This is a genomic window from Tellurirhabdus rosea, assembly GCF_026278345.1.
In the GTDB taxonomy this organism is placed as follows: domain Bacteria; phylum Bacteroidota; class Bacteroidia; order Cytophagales; family Spirosomataceae; genus Tellurirhabdus; species Tellurirhabdus rosea.
In genome coordinates, this window is record NZ_CP111085.1 from 3550819 (window position 1) to 3571254 (window position 20436).

A 20436-nucleotide genomic window follows, 5' to 3' on the forward strand; every position below is an offset into this window, starting at 1 on the left:
AGCAAATAATAGTAGGCTATTCGTTTGACAGATAGTAATTTTGCGCGGGTTTACACAAAACCATTCATTTATAATCCCAACGTACTATGTCTGCAATAGTGGAAACGACCAGTTTGCTGGCTGACCGCATTAACGCGCTCGAAGAGTCGTCAACGCTGGCCATGACGAAGAAAGCGCGGGAACTGGCCGCGCAGGGCCACAAAGTAATCAGCCTCAGCGTCGGTGAGCCTGATTTTAAAACGCCGCAGCACATCTGTGAAGCCGCCAAGAAAGCCATCGACGACGGGTTCCACGGTTACTCGCCCGTAGCGGGTTACCCGGATCTCCGCAAAGCCATTGCAGACAAGTTCAAACGGGAAAATAACATCGACTGGAAACCGGAAAACGTGGTCGTTTCGACCGGTGCCAAGCATTCGCTCGCCAACGTGATTCAGGTGCTGGTCAACCCCGGCGACGAAGTGATCATTTTCTCGCCGTACTGGGTGAGCTATTCCGAAATGGTGAAACTGGCCGAAGGCAAGTCCGTCATCGTGGAAGGCACCTTTGAGAACAATTTCAAAGTGACCCCCGAACAGTTTGAAGCCGCCATCACCGACCGCACGAAAGTCGTCATGTATGCTTCCCCCAACAACCCCACCGGCTCCGTCTACAGCGAAGCCGAACTGCGGGCGATTGCGGAGGTGGTCGCACGTCACGAAAATATTTTCGTGCTGGCCGACGAAATCTACGAACATATCAACTTCACGCCGACCGGCCACTTCAGCATCGGCTCGATTCCGGAAATCAAAGACCGCGTCATCACCGTCAACGGCGTAGCCAAAGGCTTTGCCATGACCGGCTGGCGGATCGGTTACATCGGTGCCGCCAAGTGGATTGCCGAAGGCGTCGAGAAACTGCAGGGCCAGGTGACGTCGGGCACGAACTCCATTGCTCAGAAAGCGACCGTCGCCGCCCTGAATGGCCCGATGGAGCCGACGCAGGAAATGGCAAAGGCCTACGAACGCCGCCGTGACCTCGTGGTGAAACTGCTGAAAGAAGTGCCGGGCTTTAAGGTCAACGTACCGGAAGGCGCGTTCTACGCTTTCCCGGACGTGAGCGCCCACTACGGCAAATCCGATGGCGAGACGACCATCAAGGATTCCGACGATTTCTCGACCTGGCTGCTGGAAAAAGCCTTCGTGGCTACGGTTGCCGGTTCGGGCTTCGGCGCTCCAAACTGCATCCGGATTTCGACCGCCGCCGCTGATGAAGCCCTGGAAGAGGCCGTGCAGCGCATCAAGGACGCCGTTGCGACGCTGAACTAATCCTGGTAGCGAAGACTACTTTCCGGGCCCTCAACCATTCAGACGGTTGAGGGCTTTTTTATCCGGATTACTGCCAAAATTGTCCGCAGTTATTTGCCATAATCATCACCAGCTATGCCCGGCTTGTCCGCTTTTACCCACCCGACGAAACACCGGAGCAATAACCTCCCGCCAGCCGCACAATAGCCTTCGCGCTGCCCCGTTCGGAAATCGGACGGGGTTTTTGTTTCTTTGTGGCGGAAAAACCTATGAACGAATGATACCGGTCGCCCAAATGACCATTGATGAAATATTTACCGCCTTCGACGGGCTCCGGGTACTGATTATCGGCGATGTCATGCTGGACTCGTACGTCTGGGGCAAAGTCGAGCGGATTTCACCCGAAGCACCCGTGCCGGTGGTGACGGTCCAGAAGCGGGAACTGCGCCTTGGCGGAGCCGGAAACGTCCTGCTGAACGTGCAGGCCCTGGGGGCCGAAGCCATCATCTGCTCGGTGATCGGCACCGACGGACCGGGCGATATGCTCGTGAACCAGCTTTGCGAACGCGGCCTGAACTGCGACGGGCTCATCCGCAGCGAATCGCGCATCACGACCATCAAGGAACGAATCATCGCCGGGTCGCAGCAGGTCGTGCGGGTGGATACCGAAACCGACAAACTCATCACCAAAGCCGAACGCGACAACCTCATCGCCAAAGCGAAGGAGCTGATTCCGAGCTGCCAGGTCGTTATTTTTGAAGATTACGACAAGGGCGTGCTGAGCCGGGAAGCCATTGCCGAAATTACGAATTTTGCCAACGAGCGCGGCGTGCCGACGGTGGTGGACCCCAAAAAGCGCAATTTTCTGGAATACCATAACACCACGCTCTTCAAGCCGAACCTGAAGGAACTGAAAGAAGGGCTGAAAGTGGACTTCGACGTTGACCGGCGCGAGGAGTTTATGGCCGCCGTCGACGAGCTGAAAACCCGTCTGAATGTGAAAGGCGCGCTGATTACCCTTTCCGAGCGGGGCGTTTTCATCGATTTCAACAGCGAGCGGCACCACCTCCCGGCGCACGTCCGGCAGATTTCGGACGTCTCGGGCGCGGGCGATACCGTGATTTCGATTGCGGCCTGCTGCGTGGCGCTCGGGCTGCCGCCCCGTTTCATCGCCGGACTGTCCAACCTCGGCGGCGGGCTGGTCTGCGAGGCGGTTGGCGTCGTCCCTATTGATAAACAACGGTTGAAGGCAGAGGCGATTCGGGAAAAACTGGGTCAGAATGGAAGTACAACAAGGTGAATACCTGATTTCGACGGACCCCGCCCGGCTCCAGTTCGACGTCATCCACGATTTTCTGGCCAATAAATCCTACTGGGCCCCCGGCATCAGCCGGGAGACGCTCCGGAAGCAGCTCGACAGTTCAACCCTGCACTACGGCCTGTATCATGGCGAAAATCAGGTTGGCTATGCGCAGGTACTGACCAACTACACGTCCTTCGCTTACCTCGGCAACGTCTTCGTGCTGGAGGAACACCGGGGCAAGGGCCTGTCGAAGTGGCTGATGCAGACCGTGATGAGCCATCCGGACCTGCAGCAGATTCGCCGCTGGATGCTCGCCACCCGCGATGCCCACGGCCTGTACCGGCAGTTTGGTTTTACGGAACTGGACAAGCCCGAGCTCTTCATGCAGAAATTTGACGACCGCTGGGGGTTGTGAAGGGAATGAAGCGCGGCGGGCCGCAATGAAAAATGAATAGTTGAAGAATGAAAAATGAATAATGAAGGCTTCGCGGGCGGACTAGTCCTCTGCGAAGCCTTCATTATTCATTCTTAATTGCGGCCCGCCGCCGCGGTTCATTATCAACTCCTCCACGCAGCGGTCCAGAATGATCCAGCGACCACCGCCGTTCAGCCGGAGGGTGACGTCTTTGCCATCGACGTACAGAAGCTCAAAACGGATTTCCTGGCTTTCAGGGTCTTTGCCTTTCGAGTAGGTGCAGGCTGCCAGCACATGGCTGGTCATCAGGTTGACGTCCTTGATTTGCTTCAGCGTGTAATCCAGAAGGGTCACTCCCTTCAGCAACTGCCGCGCTCTGCCCGCCATTTTGGAATCTGAATGGCCCACAAAATTCGCCAGCAGTTTCCCGACGTCCTTGTAATTTTTCGCCTTCCAGTGCTCGAAGAACTGCACGACGGCGACTTCCGGCAAGTCCGGTGAGGAGGCCGCGAGCAGGTTCTGCAAATAATCCGGTTCCGTAATCAGGCGCGGCTGCCAGTTGTCGATCTGTTTTTTGGTCTGGTGCCAATGAGCGTAGTTTTGAAAAGCTTTCTTCAGGGTGATTTGGACTTCCTGCCGGGCCGGGCTTTTCTTCCTGAACTGCCAGTCGCGGATGGCAAACAGGGCTCCCCAAAGTTTTGCCGCGTTGATGCGGTTGTCGTAGTTCAGGATTTTGCCGTGCAGGATGCCGTGGCGATAGGGAATGGTGACGGCCTCCGGGGTCGTTTTGGTAATGGTGGCGCAGAGAAGGCGGCTCAGCGCCGGAAGCCCGCTTTCGTGACCCGCAATGGAGTCGTCGGCATACAGGTCCGTGCTGTCGGCGAAAAAGCCCCGGTTGGTCGGACTCAGATCGGATGTAAAGCCGTCAAGCAGGGTCAGTAACAGCAGGACGCAGGGCCCATACGCCTTTTCCGAATACCACTTCAACGCCTCCGCGGCGAGCCGTTCCCGCCCTTCAAAAGCTTTGATGGCCGACAGACTGAGAATAAGAGCCTGAATTTCTTCGGAACGGTAACTTTCGGCCAGCACTTTTTCGGCATGCGAAAGGGATTCCTCCCGGGCCGTTTGAAGCGCCCGGGAGATCGTCTCCAAACTCATCGTTTCGTAAAGCACCCAGCCGAGCGGCGAGAAGCGTTCCACAAATTCGTTCAGGTGCGCCTTCGTCGTGTCCAGTTCCAGCTTCAGACGCTGAATGTCGTCAAAGGCCTTCGTGAGATTCGGCGATTGCAGGCCCAACCGCCTGAAGATGCCGTAGAAGGTTCCCAGCTTCGCAAAGGCATCCACCTGGGCAGACGGCTTCGCGACCGAGGGAATCTCCGTTACTTTTTTCATGCTAAACCGCCCCGAACTCCTTCACCGCTTCAATGAAGCACCGCACGTTGTCGGGGTTGGTGTCGGGATAAACGCCGTGGCCGAGGTTGGCGATGTAGCGCTGTTTTCCAAACGTGTCGATCATCTTTTTTACCTCCGCGCGGATGCCGTCGAAGCTGCTGTAGAGCACGCAGGGATCGAGGTTGCCCTGCAAAGTTATGTCCGGCACGAGTTGCCGGGATTCGGCGGGGTCCATGTTCCAGTCGAGACCAACTACCGAGCAGTTCAACCGGCCGATTTCCTGCCGGGCAAAGAACGCCCCTTTGGCAAAAACCGTCACCGGCACCGACACGTCGGCCGCCTCGCTGAGGGCGTCGCAGATCTGTTTGATGTACGGCAGCGAATAGGTCCGGTATTGCTCGGGCGACAGAATGCCCGCCCACGAATCGAAAATCTGCACCAGATTCGCCCCGGCCGTCACCTGCGCTTTCAGGTAGGCAATCGTCGAATCGGTAATTTTTTGCAGCAGCGCGTGCGAGAATGCGGGGTCGGTGTACAGCAGTTTTTTGGCAACCGAAAAAGTCTTGGAGCCTTTGCCTTCGGTCATGTAGCAGAAAATCGTGAACGGTGCCCCGGCGAAACCGATCAGCGGCACGCGGCCATTGAGGTCGCGCTTGACGATTTTGATGGCGTCCAGCACGTAACCCAGGTGTTCTTCGGGGTCGGAAACGCGGAGTTTGTCCAAGTCGGCCGAAGTCCGGACGGTCGTCGGGAAAACCGGCCCGCGCTGCTCGATCATTTCGTAGGGGAGGCCCATCGCTTCCGGGACGACCAGAATATCGGAGAAGATGATGGCCGCATCGACGCCCAGCAGGTCCACCGGCTGAATGGTCACCTCGGCGGCGAGTTCGGGCGTGGTAGCCAGTTTGATGAAACTGCCGGCCTGTTCGCGGACGGCGCGGTATTCGGCCAGGATTCGGCCCGCCTGCCGCATCATCCAGACCGGCACGCGTTCCACCTGTTCGCCCCGGGCCGCCCGGAGCAGTAAGTCGTTTTGTAGATTCATGCCGCAAATATCGGGACTTTCCATTTTCTGAACTTGGATTGTGCGGATTTAATGATTAACTAAGCTGCGTTGCCTTCATAAAATCAGGGTGAATGGTTGACGAGGGCGTAAAAATGGTGGTATAAACGCAATGGTGAAATATTCCGGTAAATCCATAAATCCGTGTAATCCCGGTTCAGAAATATGCACTTCCTCCGCACCCCCGACGCCCGTTTCCATCACCTTCCGGACTATCCGTTCGCGCCACACTACGTCGACATCGACGGGCTGTGCCTGCATTACGTTGACGAAAATTCCGCCGATGATCTGCCCGATCCCCGGCCCGAAACCGTCCTGATGCTGCACGGCGAACCCACCTGGTCGTATCTCTACCGCAAAATGATTCCGGTCGTGGCCGCTGCGGGCTACCGCGTGGTGGCACCCGACCTCATCGGCTTCGGCAAATCCGACAAGCCGACGGAGCCGGGCGCTTACTCGTACCAGCAGCACGTGGACTGGCTCACGGCCTTCGTCGAAAAGCTGGATTTGCAGAACGTCACGCTCGTCTGCCAGGACTGGGGCGGGCTGCTGGGCCTGCGGGTGGCGGCGGAAAATGGGGACCGCTTTGCCCGCATCACGGCCTCAAACACCGGCCTGCCTACCGGCGACCAGGCCCCCAACCCGGCCTTTACCGCCTGGCAGACCTTTGCCCGCGAAACGCCCACGCTGCCCGTCGGCACGATTGTCAGCGGCGGCTGCGTAAACCCACTGCCTCCGGAAGTGGTCGCCGCCTACGACGCCCCGTTTCCCGACGAGAGGTACAAGGCCGCCGCCCGGATGTTTCCCTCGCTGGTGCCGACCCGCCCCGACGACCCCGCCGCGCCCGCCAACCGGGCGGCCTGGGACGTGCTGAAAACGTGGCAGAAGCCCTTCCTGACGGCTTTTTCGGACGGCGACCCCATCACCGCGGGCGGCGACCGTCTTTTGCAGAAGCTGATCCCCGGCGCTCAGGGACAGCCGCACGTGACGCTGACCGGCGCGGGTCATTTTGTGCAGGAAGAAAAAGGAGACGAGTGGGCCGAACGGATCATTCAATTCATTCGACAAAAATAAAAGCATGGTTCGGCTGGATGATTCACAGGTAACGCGCTTGCAATCGCAGTACGAAACGGTTCTGCGGCTGGTCCGCCAGCAGCCGGAGGAGGCAGTGCGCCACCAACCCGAACCGGGCCGCTGGTCGGTGCACGAGAATCTGGCACATCTCGGGCGGTACAGCCAGGTATTTCGCGAGGAGCGTCTTCCAATGATTCTGGAAGGCAAAGAGCCTATGTTTGCGCGGTATCGGGCAGAAGAGGATGCCTACGTCCCTTCCTGGACCGACCAGAATTCCCAAAAACTGATTGACAGTTTTATTCACCAACGGAGGCAACTGACTGTCCAGCTTATGGGATTGACGGAGGACGAACTGAGCCGGACGGGTAGCCATCCTCTTTTTGGAATGATGAATGTTCCGGAGTGGACGGAGTTTTTCCTGCTGCACGAAGCGCACCATCTGCTGACGGTGTTTCGCCTGCTGCGGAGCGGGAAATAGTCTCAGGAATGCCGGCTATTTCTTACTTTTCGAAAAAAACAGGAAAACCGGAGTATGCCCACCCTCGATAAAGACCTCAAAAAAGAAATCCTGCGCCTTCCGTCCGGCGAGAAAGATAAGCTGTTGCTGCGTCTGGTGGCAAAAGACAAAATCCTGACCGAACAGCTCCATTTCCAGTTAATTGAACAGGGCGCGACTACCGAAGAGCGCCGCAACGAGGTCCGGGAGCGCATTGCGGCCACGGCTCCGGGGCATTACAGCCATCCGGACAACTGGATGCTGAAGGCCATGCGCATGCTGTCGTCGGCCATCACGCACCACGTCCGGATCACGAAGGACAAATACGGGGAAGTGGAACTGAGCATTTACCTGCTGAATGCCTTTTTTGACGCGCAGCCCGCCCTGTTCCGGACGCTGAACCGGCATAACGAGAAAACCTGCGCCTACGTGGCCAAACGAGCCGAAATGGCGGTGAAAAAGCTCCAGAAAATGGACCCGGACTATTTCATCGAGTTTGATACGGAGGTAAACCGAATGCTGACCTTCATTCACCAGAACGGACCGGCGATGTTTGCCCACCCGCTGAATCTGCCGGCGCAGCTGTAGCACGGAGTTTCGCTTTTTGCCGACGACCAGGTTGGTTGGAAAACCGCTTCAGGAAACCCGTACGGCGCTTAATTTCTCCCGAATCAGGGCCTCGTCGGCGTCGATTTCCAGCTTCTTGTGCGGATTGGTAAAACCCGAAACCAGCACCACCCGCGACCGGGCGAGGCCGAGCTGGCGGGCCAGAAACTCCGTCAGGTAGGCGTTGGCCCTGCCGTCCTGCGCCGGAGCCTTAATTTTGGCGTTAAGCAGCCCGGCCGCATCGTAGAACAGGAGGTCTACCTTGCTGCCGGGCTTTACTTTGAGATGTAACGTCATGGGTCAGACGTCGATTTTATACGAAATAGCGGCTTCGTCGCCGGTCTTGCCGCGGAAACCCCAGTTGTGCGCCGGACTTTCCAGAATGCAGATTTCGATGTCCACAACCGAAAGGCCAAGTTGCTGGCTGATGCGCTCAAACAGCAGCCGGATAAGGTTCTTCCGGGTTTCCACCGTCCGCCCCTCGATCATCAGCAGTTCGATGATCAGGTACTGAGACGACCGGCCCTCGGGCATGAAAAAATCGTCCGGATGGAGGTAAAAGAACCGGTGCGCCCGTTTGTCGGCCGGAAATTGCAGGGCGTCGACCACGCAGGAGTGAATCACATCCGACAGCCTGTTGCGAATGGGCCGCAACTGGTCTTCAATCCCGTAAATCTTGACCTGGCTCATGCGTTAGTACACAAACGTGCCGGCTTCGCTCTGAATGGTCACTTTCTTAGTCTCCGACGCTTCCACCCGGCCGATGAGGCGGCCTTCGATGCCGAAACCGGCGGCCAGATCGATCACGCGCTGGGCGTAGGCTTCGGGGAGGTAGACCTCCAGCCGGTGGCCCATGTTGAAGACTTTGTACATTTCCTGCCAGTTCGTGCCGCTTTCTTCCTGAATGAGGCGGAACAGCGGCGGAATCGGGAAGAGGTTGTCCTTGATGACGTGCAGGTTTTCGATGAAATGCAGCACCTTCGTCTGCGCTCCGCCCGAGCAGTGGACCATACCGTGAATCTGGGGCCGCAGTTCTTCCAGCAGGGCCTTGGCTACGGGGGCGTAAGTGCGCGTCGGCGACAAAATGAGCTGGCCCACGTTCAGTCCGGTGCCTTCCACAGGGTCGGTCAGGCGTTTGGAGCCGCTGTACACCAGCGAACGGTCCACCGCGGGGTCAAAGCTTTCGGCGTATCGGTCGGCCAGATAATGGTTGAGCACGTCGTGGCGGGCGGAGGTCAGGCCGTTGGAGCCCATGCCGCCGTTATACGCCGTTTCGTAGGTCGCCTGCCCGAAGGAAGCCAGTCCGACAATGACATCACCCGCCTCAATCCGGTCGTTGCTGATGACCTCGGCGCGTTTCATGCGGGCAATGACCGTGCTGTCCACAATGACCGTCCGGACGAGGTCGCCCACGTCGGCCGTTTCGCCGCCGGTGCTGTAAATGTCGATGCCGTGGCTGCGGAGCATAGCCAGAACTTCCTCGGTACCGTTGATGATTTCGGCAATCACCTCGCCCGGAATCAGGTTCTTGTTCCGCCCGATGGTCGACGACAGCAGCATGGGGCCGGTCGCGCCGACGCAGATCAGGTCGTCGGTATTCATCACGATGGCGTCCTGGGCGATGCCTCGCCAGACCGACAGATCACCCGTTTCTTTCCAGTACAGATACGCCAGCGACGATTTGGTACCGGCGCCGTCGGCGTGCATGATGGTGCAGTAATCGGGATCGCCCGCCAGCGTATCGGGGACAATTTTGCAGAAAGCTTTCGGAAAAAGGCCTTTATCGAGGTGGGCGATGGCGTTGTGTACGTCCTCTTTGGAGGCCGAAACGCCGCGTTGCGCGTAGCGGTCGGTATTGGGAGTCATCAGTCGTCAGTCAGTCAGTCAGTCCGGCAAAGGTACGAAAAAGCGGGGGAGGGCCGCGATCAGGATTTCTTTAAAAACTCCGTCCGCAGCACCATCATCGTCCGGTCCACTTTGCCCTCAATCTCCGTTTCATCATCCGTCAGGCGGATATTTTTCACGACGGTGCCGCGTTTCAGAGTGGCGGAAGAACCGCGAACTTTCAAATCTTTGATGAGCACGACGGAGTCGCCGTCTTTTAGAATATTGCCGTTGCTGTCTTTTACGTCCATGGCTTGCGGTAGTTTTGGTTGGCCGTAAAGGTACGGGTTTACCGGGCAACGGTTTGCTTTAAAAAAAACAAAACCCCGGCTTTAGGGCCGGGGCGAAGATTATTTCAGCACTTCCACCGTGTTCAGTTCGGGGCCGCCGCCGTGGTTGGCCGAACCGGCAACGATGTAGATTTTGTCTTTGTAAACCACCGCCTGCGTGCCGTGACGGCCCTGCTGCATGGCGGGTCCTTTGGTCCACTGGCCCGTTTTGGGGTCAAAAGCTTCGGCTTCGTTATGGGCTTTCAACTGCTGGCTTTCGCCGCCGATGAGCCAGACCTTGCCGTCTTTGGTGACCGTCGTGTTGCCCGCGCGCTGGGTCGGAATGTTGCCCGATTCGGGCAGGGTGGTCCACTGGCCGGTTTTGAAATCGTACACGTCCGTTTCGGCGATGGTCGTTTCGAGCACCTTGCCCGTTTTGGCCGACGAACGCCGCCCGCCCGACACCACCAGCCTGTTGCCCACGATGCCGACGCTCACGTGGTCGCGGGAGCGGGGGGCTTCCGGCAACTGCTTCCAGGTGTTCGTTTTCGGGTCGTATTCGTCAAACCAGGCTACGTGCCCGTCGTAATGACCGTCGATGATGCCGCAGACCGTGTAGATTTTGTTGTTGTGCACCACCACGCCCGCCGAGCCGCGCAGGCGATTTTTCGGAATCTCCGGTCCCAGCCGCCATTCGCCCTTTTTGGGACTGTAAATATAGATGTTCGGCAGCGGCGTTTCGTGCGGATATTTGCCCTGAAAAGCCATGATGACGTAAATCTCGTCGTTGTACGTGACGGCCTGAAAGTGGTTCATTTCTACCGGCGGAGTCGGCAGTTTGGTCCACATCAGCGTCTTGAGATTGAGTGCTTCGAGCGGCTTCATGCCTCGGCCACCGATGGCGTAGAAGTTGTCGCCGACCAGCGCCGCGGCGTTTTCGTGGCGGGGTTCGCAGGCGTTTCCGGTTTCAACGGGCTGCCAGGTTTGCGCCTGCGCCACTGCCAGGGAGGCCGCCGCTGCCAGCATGGTTGAGTACAGTTTTTTCATCAGGAATAAAATTGAAGTTAGGAGTGAGGGTAAAAGAGACAATGGCTATTTTTTACAAAGGCTGGTCTTCCGCGTATTGGATTCCCGCAGCCTGCCGCAGGGTGTCCAGCAGGTCCATCAGGTTCAGGCTGTCGTCCAGCGACCAGAGCGGGCTTTCGGTCTTGCCCTCGCGCAGGCACTGCATGACGTGGTTTGCCTCGTAATTGTACCCCCAGGTCTGCCGCGGATACGTGTAAATCTGGCGGTCGCCTTCGGCGGGCTTGATGGTGACCGACTGGCCCTCGTGGAAGCGGCCGCCGATGTGGAGGTTGCCTGCCGAACCATAAATACAGGCGTCGGTATCGGTTTTGGCCGTCAGCGTACTGAAGAGGTTCGCCATCGCCCCGTTGTCGTAGGTCAGCACCATGCCGCACTGTTCGTCGATGCCCGTCTGCCCAAATACGGCCGCGGCCTTCACGGTTGTCGGTTTTCCCAGCAGCAGATACGACAGAAACAGCGGATAGATACCGATGTCGAGCAGCGAGCCGCCGCCCAGCGCCTTGTTGAAAAGCCGCTTTTCGGGGTCAAACGGAGCCCGGAAGCCAAAATCGGCCCGCAGGCCGGTGACGGTCCCGATGGCCCCGGAATCGGCCAGTTCCTTGGCCTTGACGATGCAGGGCATAAACCGGCTCCAGAGCGCCTCCATCAGAAAAACGCCTTTTTCGCGGGCCGTTTCGACCATCGTCCGGACCTGCCGGCTGTTCATGGCAAACGGCTTTTCGCAGAGCACTGGCAGGCCGCCGTTGAGGCACATCAGCGTGTTTTCGTAATGGAAATTATGCGTGGTGGCGATGTATACGACGTCGAGGTCCGGGCACGAAAGCAGGTCTTCGTACCGGCCGTAGGCGTTGGGAGCGCCGTAGTCGGCCGCGAAGGTAACCGCCCGGTTGAGGTCAGTGGAAGCAACGGCGTGCAGGCGCGCGTCCGGAATGGTTTGCAGGTCCTGGGCAAATTTATGGGCAATCCGGCCACAGCCCAGAATGCCCCAACGAGTAACGGCCATAAGGTAAGAAGGAATGGAAAGGAATTCGCCAAATCTACGAAGCGAACGCATACCTTCCCAATAGCCGGCGGGAAGCCTTCGGTCCGGCCCGGCCGGAAATTATTTTTCGACGTGTATGGATTAGCCGTTCAGGAAATAGGGGTAAATTGCTTATTATTTGTTTATCAGTAGTTTATACCAACAATAACCAAAACTAATCATGCAGGGGTTTTCAAACAATGCACAGTCCGTCGGCGGAATGATACCTCCTTTTCGTTCGTATCCGGTTGCCTGCATGGAAATCTTTATGCTGGAAAAGGCCCGTTCCCGGCAGGCAGAACGCGAAGGACTGCTGATTCAGCAGCTTTCCTACATTTTTGACTGGCAGACGTACCGCAACTACACCCAGGCGCTGGAAGACGGCTATACGCTGGTCGTGACCGATATTCAGAATACCATTTTGTGGGTGAGCGACCGCTTCCTGTCCATGACCGGCTATACGCCCCAGGAGGCCATCGGCCGCAAACCCAACTTTCTTCAGGGCCCCATGACCGACGCGCAGGCCCTGCACCGGCTGTCGGACAGCATCCGCGGAGCCGAACCGCAGCACCGCCGCCGCCCCATCCGCGAACGACTCCTGAACTACCGGAAGTGCGGCGAAACCTACTGGTGCGACATCGAAATCGACCCCATCTGGAACAACGACGGCGAACTGACACACTTCATCGCCGTGGAGAAAGAAGGCTAAATTCAGTTAAGAATTAAAAATTAAGAGTTAAAAATATAGGCTCCGCTGAGGCAGGTTATGTCTTCCGGCGGAGCCTTATATTTTTAACTCTTAATTCTTAACTTTTAATTGAATAAGGCCCTGTCGGTCGTTGTTCAGGAGCATTTCGAACAGCTGGACGGTGGCGGCGGCGTCGCCGTGGGCGCGGTGACGGGCGCTGACCGGAATTTCCAGCGAACGGCAGAGCTTGCCGAGGCTGTAGGAGGGAAGGCCGGGGAAAATCCGGCGGCTCAGCCAGACCGTACACAATTTCCGGCGCTCGAACGACTGCTCCAGCCAGTTGAATTCTTTCTGTAGAAAACCGTAATCGAAGGGAGCGTTGTGGGCAACGAAAACCGAGTTTTCCGTGACGCGGGCGATATCGGCGGCTACCTCGGCAAAGGTGGGCGCGTCGGCTACCAGTTCCTCCGTGATGCCCGTCAGCCGCTGAATAAACGGCGGAATGGGACAGCCCGGATTTAGCAGCGAATGAAAAGAATCGACCACCTGCCGCCCGTCGTGCCGGAAGATAGCCACCTCCGTCAGGCGTGTTGGTCCACCGATGCCGCCGGTCGTTTCTACGTCAACAATTGAAAACATGCATTTAACACTTTATTCATACCCACTTCACGCTGAGGACATATAACCAGACTACATTTGTCGAGTTCGTATGCGGATCGATTGCGTTTTTCGAACCGACAACTCATCTGATTCTCAGGTGTTCTCTCTTCATGTACATTGGGTATAACGGGTAAAAAGCGGGCTATTTGGCGGTCCGCTTTTCCTTTTTATAAAAGTTGTACACAATCCCCGCCTGCAGGACGCTGTTATACCGTTGAACGATGTCTATCTTCGAAACGTTCGTGAAGCCGTGTACATACCGGACGTGCAGGCTGAACTTGGAAAGCAGGTCCAGAAAATCGTAGTGGGCCCCTACCGCAATCCCGAAATCATTCCGGACCGACGGGTTGTTGGCCGCCGTCGTGGAGAGCGCATAGCTAAACTCCGGCCCGGCCTGCAGCGTAATGCCTTCCGTCGGGATGTAGCCAAACAGCACCGGGACGCTGATGTACTGGAAGTCCATTTTGGTAATGGCACCCCGCTGGGCTCCGCTCGTGTTGTTTTTGAGGACGCCGCCTTTCTGCGAGAACAGGATTTCCGGCTGCACCACAAAGCGGTTGACGCGGAGGCGGTAAAGTCCGCCGAACTGGAGGTCGACCCGGCCTTTGGAGACAAACGAGGTCTCGCCGGTCTGACGCAGGGAAGAAAGGCCCGCGCCCGCCTTAACGGCAAAATGGCCTGAAATCTGGGCGGAAGCTACGGTACAGGAAAGCAGAAGCGCAAAAAAAACGGAAAGTCTGAGCATACGTGTCATTCGGATCGGTCGACGCCAATCATCAGACAAATAACGTCAGATTTTCCGGGAAATGTGTGCGGCACAAGGCAAGTTTAAGGTTTAAAGTTTAGGGTTTATGGTTTAACGTTGCTCCGCTAATTACAACCTTTGTGTACTGCGAAGCAACCCTAAACTATAAACCCTAAACCTCTTCTCAGTTTAGCCTTGGGTCGACCGGATAATGGGACAGCACGCGGTACTGGCCGCCCATGCGCCGCAGCACGCCCCGCCAGAACTGGTCCGAAGGCGTATCGAAGATAAAATCGGCATCGGCATGCGAGATAATCCAGGCGTTCTGGGCCAGTTCGCCTTCCAGTTGCCCTTCTGACCAGCCCGAATAACCCACAAAAAAGCGGATGTCGTTTTCTTTGACCGTACCCGCATTGATTAACTGCCGAAGTTGTTCAAAATTGCCGCTCCAGTACAGACCGTTGCCCAGATCAATCGCGTCTTCCAGCAAATTGCCCAGCCGGTGGATGTAATGGAGTGTATTTTGCTGGACCGGCCCGCCGACATACAACGGATAATCGTGGTACATTTCGTCGCTGAGCACATCATTCAGCCGAACCTGGGCGATCTGGTTCAGCACCAGTCCGAAGGTGCCGTCCGGATTGTGTTCGCAGACTAAAACAACACTGCGCTCAAAGTTCGAATCTCCCAGAAAAGGTTCGGCAATGAGCAGGCTTCCGTTGGTTGGGCTGGTTGTAGACATAGGACAATCCGCGTTTTGGGTCGTGTAACTGAGACAACGTTGCTGGTAAATCGAAGGTTTTACGAACTTACGTTCGAAGGACTCTTTTGGTTTGGTAACATAAGCATAACAGCCTTAATATTCATAAAAATCCGGCAATAAAGAACTTTGTCTTCCATCTACTTACATGTAAAAGTTAGCGAATGAACCGTTGGTCTACAACTCTTATCCTGCTGATTATCAGTATTTACGCTAAAGCCCAGTCCGTGAGTGGCCGGGTCGAGGAAGCCGGAACCAGCGCGCCGCTGGCGGGCGTGAGCATCCGGCTGCTGCCGGGCTCGCTGGGGACCGTCACGGACGAAAATGGCCGCTACCGCCTGAACGCCCGCCCGGGATCGTACCGCTTGCTCGTCAGTGCGCTTGGCTACCGGACGAGGGAATCCCGGATCGACATCCGTGCCGGGGAGACGCTGGACGTTCGGCTGGAACCCACGGCCATCACCCTCAACCAGCATACCGTCGTGACCACCACCCGCACCGAAACTGGCGAGTTTGCGCGCCCCGAGGTGACGTCCGTGCTCACGGCGACCGAACTGCGCCGCCGCGCCCCGCGGACGGTGCCGGAAGCGCTTTTCGGCCTTCCCGGTGTCTGGCTCCAGAAGACCAACCACGGCGGTGGCTCCCCGTTCGTGCGCGGCCTGACCGGCCAGCAGACGCTGCTGCTCGTGGACGGCATCCGGCTCAACAACGCCACGTTCCGCTCCGGACCCAACCAGTACCTGAACACCATCGACCCGCAGAGCGTCGAGCGCATCGAAGTCGTGCGAAGCTCCGGCTCGGTCGGTTACGGCAGCGATGCCATCGGCGGCGTGGTGAACGTGCTCACCCGGACCCCGCAGTTTTCGGAAAAGAAAGGCTTCACCGGGCGGGCCTTCGGCAAAGTGGCCTCGGCGGGCATGGAATACAGCAGCCGGGCCGAAGCCGGTTATCAATCAGCCACGCTGGCCGTGACGGGCGGACTGGCCTACCGGAAGTTCGGCGATCTGCTGGCCGGGCGGGGGCTGGGCTTCGAACGGCCCACGGGGTACACCCAGCTTTCGGGCGACATCAAGGCGCGGGCGCGGCTCGGCAGTCGTTACGTCGCTACGGCAGCGTATCAGGACCTGGAGCAGGACAGGGTGCCGGTTTTCCACAAAGTGCAGCTCGAAAATTTTCAATACAACCAGTTCGATCCGCAGCGGCGGCAACTGGCCTACGCCCGACTCGAAGGCTTTTACGGGTCGCCCTGGCTCGAATCGGTGCAGGTGACGGCCTCGTGGCAGCGGCAAATCGAAGGACGCCAGAGCCGGAAAAACGGCACGCCGACCGAAGTGCAGGAGCGCGACCAGACCGCCACCAGCGGACTGACGCTCCTGGCCCGTTCGCAGCCGGCAACTTTCTGGCAGATTCAGACAGGCGTGGAGCTGTACGCCGACCGCGTCAGCAGCGTCCGGCGGGATGTCAATGTGCAGACCGGGGCGGGCGTAGACAAGCGGGGCCTGTATCCGGACGGCGCGACCATGAACAGCCTGGCCGCCTTCCAACTGCATACGCTGACGTTTCAGAAACTGACACTGACGGCGGGCGGGCGTTACAATGCCTACGAAATCACCATTCCGGAGAAAACGCTGGGCGAGGCGACCGTGCGGCCTTCGGCGCTGGTGGGCAACGCGGGCGTTTCGTACGCGGTGATTCCGGCGGTGCGGCTGGTGGCGTCGGTGCAGTCGGCCTTCCGGGCTCCAAACGTGGATGATATGGGAACGCTGGGCATCGTGGATTTCCGGTACGAAGTGCCCAACAACAGCCTGAAACCCGAGCGGTCGCTCAACAAGGAAGCCGGGGTTAAAATCCGGACCAATCGCTTCTCGGCCGCGGTCTTAGGCTACCACAATGCGCTGACCAACTTCATCAGCCGCGTTCGGGCGGGGCGAGATTCCATTCAGGGCTATCCCGTTTATCTGAAGCATAACAGCTCGGAGGCGTTTATCCGGGGGCTGGAAACGGATGTGGAATGGGAGGCGGGCCGCAACTGGCTGGTGTACGGCAATCTGAACTATACCTACGGCCAGAACGTGACGGCGGCCGAGCCGTTTCGCCGCATTCCGCCCCTGAACGGGCGGGCGGGCGTAACTTACCAGAAAAGCGCCTACTGGCTGCGGGCCGAAACGCTGCTGGCCGCCAAACAGGACCGTCTGGCAAAAGGAGACAAGGACGATAACCGCATTCCGAAAGGCGGCACGCCCGGCTGGCAGATCGTCAATCTGAGCGGCGGCTACCGCTGGCGTTCACTGACGGTCAGCGCCGAACTGCACAACCTGACCAACGAAGCCTACCGGACACACGGCTCCGGCGTAGACGGCGTCGGACGCAGCGCCTGGATAGCGGTCGAAATAGGGTTGTAAAAAAAGTCGTAAGTCATTAAGTCGTCCGCATAGGGCTTTTTGACTTACGACTTACGACTTTTTCCCCGCCTTATTCTACTACCGACAAGCGCACCGTGTTTGTCTTGCGGTGCTTCGACATCGGCATGCTGAGGACGTTGACATAGATATCGCCCGAATCCAGGACGCCCTGCGCTTTCAGCCGGTCGCGGATTTCGTGGACGGTCTCATCGACGCTGTTGTTCTCGTCGGGAATGTAGGGCAGAACGTAAACGCCCCAGTACAGACCCAGCGTGTTCATCAGGCGGCGGTTGGTCGTGCAGACGTACAGGGCCGCTTTCGGGCGGTGGTGCGAGAGGCGAACGGCCGTGTAGCCCGAAGTCGTGATGCCGATGATGGCTTCGGCCTTCGTATCGCGGGCGAGGCGGCAGGCGCTCATCACCACGTTGTCGTTCAGGACGTTTTCGCCCGGATTCTCGTTGACGTATGCGTGGTAGCGGTAGTAAATCGAGTTCGACAGTTCTTCCACTTTCTGAATCGTCCGGCTCATGTTCTCCACGGCCAGTACGGGGTATTTCCCGGAAGCCGTTTCGGCCGAAAGCATCACGGCATCGGCACCGTCGAGGACCGAATTGGCGATGTCGTTGACTTCGGCGCGGGTCGGGCGGGCAGCGTCGATCATGCTTTCCAGCATCTGCGTGGCGACGATGACGGGCTTGGACGCCTTATTGGACTTCTCAACCAGCATTTTCTGAATCATCGGCACGTCCTCGGCGGGCAGTTCCACCCCGAGGTCACCGCGGGCGACCATGATGCCGTCCGTGGCGGCGATGATTTCGTCAATATTGTCGATGGCTTCCGGCTTTTCAATCTTGGCGACCACGAGGGTCTCCTTGCCTTTGGACCGGATGTAATCCTTTACTTCCAGAATTTCGGCCGCCTGGCGCACAAACGAAAGGGCAATCCACTCGACATCGTTTTCCAGACCAAATTCCAGATCGGCGAAGTCTTTTTCGGTCACCGACGGAATCGACACTTTCGTATTCGGCAGGTTTACGCCTTTTTTGGACTTGAGCGGACCCCCGTACACCACTTCCGTGACGACGTCGGTGCCTTCAACACCCACCACTTTCACTTCCAGCTTCCCGTCATCCAGCAGAATCCGTTCGCCGGCGCGTACATCGCGGTACATGCCCTTGTAGGGCGTACTCACGCGTTCGGCCGTTCCGATGACTTCTTCGTTGGTGAAAACCAGTTTGTTGCCCGGCAGCAGCATCACGCCCTCATCCTTCTCTACCTTGCCAATCCGGATCTTCGGACCCTGCAAATCCTGCAAAATGCAGAGATTCAGGCCGTATTCTTCGTTCAGTTCACGAATGCGCTGAATGCGGACGAGGTGTTCGGCGTGGTCGCCGTGGGAGAAATTAAGCCGGAAGACGTTGACACCGGCCCGGGCCAGCGCTAACAGTTGTTCTTTACTTTCGGACGCCGGACCGACCGTCGCAACAATCTTAGTTCTTTTAAATGACATAGGACTTATGACAGTCTTTGCACGATGCTAAACGGGTGCAAAATTAACCGGCTTATCCGGAATTGCATCGAATCGCAATTTTTTAACGGTAAAATTTTGCCCCAATAGCGGAAATCAGAAGAATTGAGCAGGAATCTCCCTTCGAACTGCACATAAATTTGACACTCACTTCAAATGATAGAAAGAAGATAGGATGAATTTACGGTCCGACCCGCCAATTGAGGTATAATTATTGCTCGAATCAGTAACATAATCAAAGGCAAATACCCCACTGTGAAAAAACTTGTACTGGCTGCAACTCTCGGGTTGCTCATGGGCGGCTGCGCCGTGCAACGCCACGCTTATACGACGGCCAGCCCGGCCCGTATTTATGAAGAAGATTACATGACGAGCCGCCGGCTACCGGACATTCCGGTCGGCGACACGGTTTTTGTGGCTACCCAGGACCAGGTCGGGTCGCTGTACCTGATTCCGGTTACTTACAAAGGCTACCGGGTGTATGCCTACGCCCCGGAACTGCTGTACCTCGGTCAGCAGGCCGCCCCGAAGCAGAAAGGCCGTACCCGCACGCTGCCGGACTACCAGACGCCCCAGGCAAACGCCCAGGACCTCAAACGGGAATACCGGAGCTACCCGGGCGGGATGGTCTTTATCAGCGTCAAAGATTCCGTCAGCAGCCAGGGCATGAGCGAGAAAGTTCTGACCGGCAAGGCTCCCAAATCGACCGGGCGCCACGCCACGGCCGCCAAGGAATAAACCGCCAGACGAGCCGAAATTCATTTCGCCGCCCCGGGCACGAAAGGCCCGAAAACGAAACAAACTTCGGAATGTTCTGAGATAAGTCATTGATATTCAGAGGTGTTAAATTCTGGCATACAGGTTGGATTATCTACGTCGAACGTTTGATAACCCAACCTTTTTTTATGCCATGCACAACATAGATCGTACTTTACAGGAGTTTGGCACGGGCGGTCAGGAAATGGCCGCCGAGTACGCGCCCCAGCCCAACAACGAGGCCAGCTTTGAGCAGGAGTTTGGCTACGAAGCCGAAACCGACCCCGCCCAGCAGGAACTCGAAGCTGCCTACGAACTGCTGGAAATTGCTACCGAACAGGAGCTGAACCAGTTTCTGAGCGGCCTGCTCAGCTCGGTGGCGGGCGTGGCCCGCAACGCGGCTTCCTCCTTCGTGCAGTCGCCGACGGGACAGGCGCTGGGCCGTCATCTCATGGATTTTGGCAAACAGACCCTGCCCAAACTCGCCAGCCAGTACGGCGGGCAGGCGCTGGGAGCCGTCGGCAACCGGGTCGGGCAGGCGGTGGGCGGCAAAATCGGCGGGGCAGCCGGGCAGGCCCTCGCCTCCGGTCTGCAACGCGGCGGAACCTGGCTGGGTCAGAAGGCGGGCGGCTACGTCGGGCAGAAAGCTGGTGATTTTGTCGCTGGTCAGGCCAAACGCATTTTCAACCTCGAACTCGAAGCCCTCAGCCCCGAAAATCAGGAGTTCGAAGTGGCCCGCGCGTACCTGCGCTACGCCAACGACCTGGCCCGCCGCACCTTCCGGACCTACCGCCGGTATCCCCGCTGGTCGCCCCGGCAGATCAGCCGCCGGGTGCTGCCCGCCACCGCCCGGCTCTATGCCCCCGGTCTTTTCTACCAACCCCAGCCCGTGGGCGGCTGGCACCCGGCCGACGACGAACCGGAGCCGACCGGACAGAGCGGCACCTGGCAGCGTCGCGGCGGAACCATCGTTCTTTTTGGCGTTTGATCTTTCAATTACTCACT

The 20436-nt window shown here is 57.8% G+C and carries 22 protein-coding genes; 10 read left to right on the plus strand and 12 right to left on the minus strand.

The window, feature by feature from the left end; genetic code table 11:
* The first annotated feature begins 86 nt into the window (after positions 1 to 86).
* From ORG26_RS15015 to ORG26_RS15025, 3 genes are all read left to right on the plus strand, one after another.
* Positions 87 to 1304 (plus strand): pyridoxal phosphate-dependent aminotransferase, encoded by a 1218-nt coding sequence (locus tag ORG26_RS15015; protein WP_266363121.1) that lies wholly within the window; start codon positions 87 to 89, stop codon positions 1302 to 1304.
* Between the two features lie 274 nt (positions 1305 to 1578).
* A complete protein-coding gene (locus ORG26_RS15020) occupies positions 1579 to 2583 on the plus strand; it encodes a bifunctional heptose 7-phosphate kinase/heptose 1-phosphate adenyltransferase (RefSeq protein WP_266363122.1) in 1005 nt (334 codons plus the stop codon).
* Positions 2564 to 3001: a GNAT family N-acetyltransferase gene (locus ORG26_RS15025; RefSeq protein ID WP_266363124.1), complete on the plus strand. Its 438-nt coding sequence runs from the start codon at positions 2564 to 2566 to the stop codon at positions 2999 to 3001. The genes ORG26_RS15020 and ORG26_RS15025 overlap by 20 nt, the downstream gene beginning before the upstream one ends.
* Before the next feature lie 81 nt (positions 3002 to 3082).
* On the opposite strand, the gene ORG26_RS15030 is transcribed toward ORG26_RS15025, so the two are convergent.
* Together ORG26_RS15030 and hemE are read right to left on the minus strand one after the other, a co-directional pair.
* Positions 3083 to 4393, minus strand: coding sequence for a hypothetical protein (locus ORG26_RS15030; protein ID WP_266363126.1), 1311 nt, complete (start codon positions 4391 to 4393; stop codon positions 3083 to 3085).
* Between the two features lies 1 nt (position 4394).
* Positions 4395 to 5438, minus strand: a complete 1044-nt coding sequence (gene hemE / locus ORG26_RS15035) for a uroporphyrinogen decarboxylase (protein ID WP_266363128.1) — start codon at positions 5436 to 5438, stop codon at positions 4395 to 4397.
* 183 nt (positions 5439 to 5621) lie between these two features.
* On the opposite strand from hemE, the gene ORG26_RS15040 reads away from it, so the two are divergent.
* From ORG26_RS15040 to ORG26_RS15050, 3 genes are read left to right on the plus strand one after another with little or no spacing between them, the layout of a single operon-like run.
* On the plus strand, positions 5622 to 6530 hold the full coding sequence (locus ORG26_RS15040) for a haloalkane dehalogenase (protein WP_266363130.1): 909 nt from the start codon (positions 5622 to 5624) through the stop codon (positions 6528 to 6530).
* 4 nt (positions 6531 to 6534) lie between these two features.
* On the plus strand, positions 6535 to 7008 hold the full coding sequence (locus tag ORG26_RS15045; RefSeq protein ID WP_266363131.1) for a DinB family protein: 474 nt from the start codon (positions 6535 to 6537) through the stop codon (positions 7006 to 7008).
* A gap of 54 nt (positions 7009 to 7062) precedes the next feature.
* Complete coding sequence (locus tag ORG26_RS15050; RefSeq protein ID WP_266363133.1) at positions 7063 to 7614, plus strand: hypothetical protein; 552 nt, start codon at positions 7063 to 7065, stop codon at positions 7612 to 7614.
* A gap of 48 nt (positions 7615 to 7662) precedes the next feature.
* Here ORG26_RS15050 and ORG26_RS15055 read toward each other — a convergent pair whose 3' ends face one another.
* The 6 genes from ORG26_RS15055 to ORG26_RS15080 form a co-directional block, all read right to left on the minus strand.
* Positions 7663 to 7929 carry a DUF167 domain-containing protein gene (locus ORG26_RS15055; protein ID WP_266363135.1) on the minus strand — a complete coding sequence of 89 codons (267 nt, stop codon included), beginning with the start codon at positions 7927 to 7929 and terminating at the stop codon, positions 7663 to 7665.
* A gap of 3 nt (positions 7930 to 7932) precedes the next feature.
* Positions 7933 to 8322 (minus strand): tautomerase family protein, encoded by a 390-nt coding sequence (locus ORG26_RS15060; protein WP_266363136.1) that lies wholly within the window; start codon positions 8320 to 8322, stop codon positions 7933 to 7935.
* 3 nt (positions 8323 to 8325) lie between these two features.
* A complete protein-coding gene (locus tag ORG26_RS15065; protein ID WP_266363138.1) occupies positions 8326 to 9498 on the minus strand; it encodes an AIR synthase related protein in 1173 nt (390 codons plus the stop codon).
* A gap of 59 nt (positions 9499 to 9557) precedes the next feature.
* Positions 9558 to 9767 carry an alkylphosphonate utilization protein gene (locus tag ORG26_RS15070; protein ID WP_266363140.1) on the minus strand — a complete coding sequence of 70 codons (210 nt, stop codon included), beginning with the start codon at positions 9765 to 9767 and terminating at the stop codon, positions 9558 to 9560.
* A gap of 99 nt (positions 9768 to 9866) precedes the next feature.
* Positions 9867 to 10832, minus strand: coding sequence for a Kelch repeat-containing protein (locus ORG26_RS15075; protein ID WP_266363142.1), 966 nt, complete (start codon positions 10830 to 10832; stop codon positions 9867 to 9869).
* Positions 10833 to 10884: 52 nt separating this feature from the next.
* The gene (locus ORG26_RS15080; RefSeq protein WP_266363144.1) at positions 10885 to 11874 is read right to left on the minus strand and encodes a Gfo/Idh/MocA family protein; all 990 of its coding nucleotides are present in this window, start codon (positions 11872 to 11874) and stop codon (positions 10885 to 10887) included.
* 238 nt (positions 11875 to 12112) lie between these two features.
* Between ORG26_RS15080 and ORG26_RS15085 the strand changes: the two genes are divergently transcribed.
* The gene (locus ORG26_RS15085; RefSeq protein ID WP_266363146.1) at positions 12113 to 12601 is read left to right on the plus strand and encodes a PAS domain-containing protein; all 489 of its coding nucleotides are present in this window, start codon (positions 12113 to 12115) and stop codon (positions 12599 to 12601) included.
* A gap of 90 nt (positions 12602 to 12691) precedes the next feature.
* Here ORG26_RS15085 and ORG26_RS15090 read toward each other — a convergent pair whose 3' ends face one another.
* From ORG26_RS15090 to ORG26_RS15100, 3 genes are all read right to left on the minus strand, one after another.
* Complete coding sequence (locus ORG26_RS15090; RefSeq protein ID WP_266363148.1) at positions 12692 to 13219, minus strand: 3'-5' exonuclease; 528 nt, start codon at positions 13217 to 13219, stop codon at positions 12692 to 12694.
* A gap of 163 nt (positions 13220 to 13382) precedes the next feature.
* A complete protein-coding gene (locus ORG26_RS15095) occupies positions 13383 to 13985 on the minus strand; it encodes a porin family protein (protein WP_266363150.1) in 603 nt (200 codons plus the stop codon).
* A gap of 184 nt (positions 13986 to 14169) precedes the next feature.
* Positions 14170 to 14727: a YqgE/AlgH family protein gene (locus tag ORG26_RS15100; protein ID WP_266363152.1), complete on the minus strand. Its 558-nt coding sequence runs from the start codon at positions 14725 to 14727 to the stop codon at positions 14170 to 14172.
* Between the two features lie 182 nt (positions 14728 to 14909).
* Between ORG26_RS15100 and ORG26_RS15105 the strand changes: the two genes are divergently transcribed.
* Entirely contained in the window at positions 14910 to 17147 is a 2238-nt protein-coding gene (locus ORG26_RS15105) for a TonB-dependent receptor (protein ID WP_266363154.1), read from the plus strand.
* Positions 17148 to 17217: 70 nt separating this feature from the next.
* Here ORG26_RS15105 and pyk read toward each other — a convergent pair whose 3' ends face one another.
* The gene (gene pyk, locus ORG26_RS15110) at positions 17218 to 18657 is read right to left on the minus strand and encodes a pyruvate kinase (protein WP_266363156.1); all 1440 of its coding nucleotides are present in this window, start codon (positions 18655 to 18657) and stop codon (positions 17218 to 17220) included.
* A gap of 273 nt (positions 18658 to 18930) precedes the next feature.
* Here pyk and ORG26_RS15115 point away from each other — a divergent pair, with 273 nt between their 5' ends.
* Complete coding sequence (locus tag ORG26_RS15115) at positions 18931 to 19413, plus strand: hypothetical protein (RefSeq protein WP_266363158.1); 483 nt, start codon at positions 18931 to 18933, stop codon at positions 19411 to 19413.
* 172 nt (positions 19414 to 19585) lie between these two features.
* Complete coding sequence (locus tag ORG26_RS15120; RefSeq protein ID WP_266363160.1) at positions 19586 to 20419, plus strand: hypothetical protein; 834 nt, start codon at positions 19586 to 19588, stop codon at positions 20417 to 20419.
* Positions 20420 to 20436 lie beyond the last annotated feature (17 nt).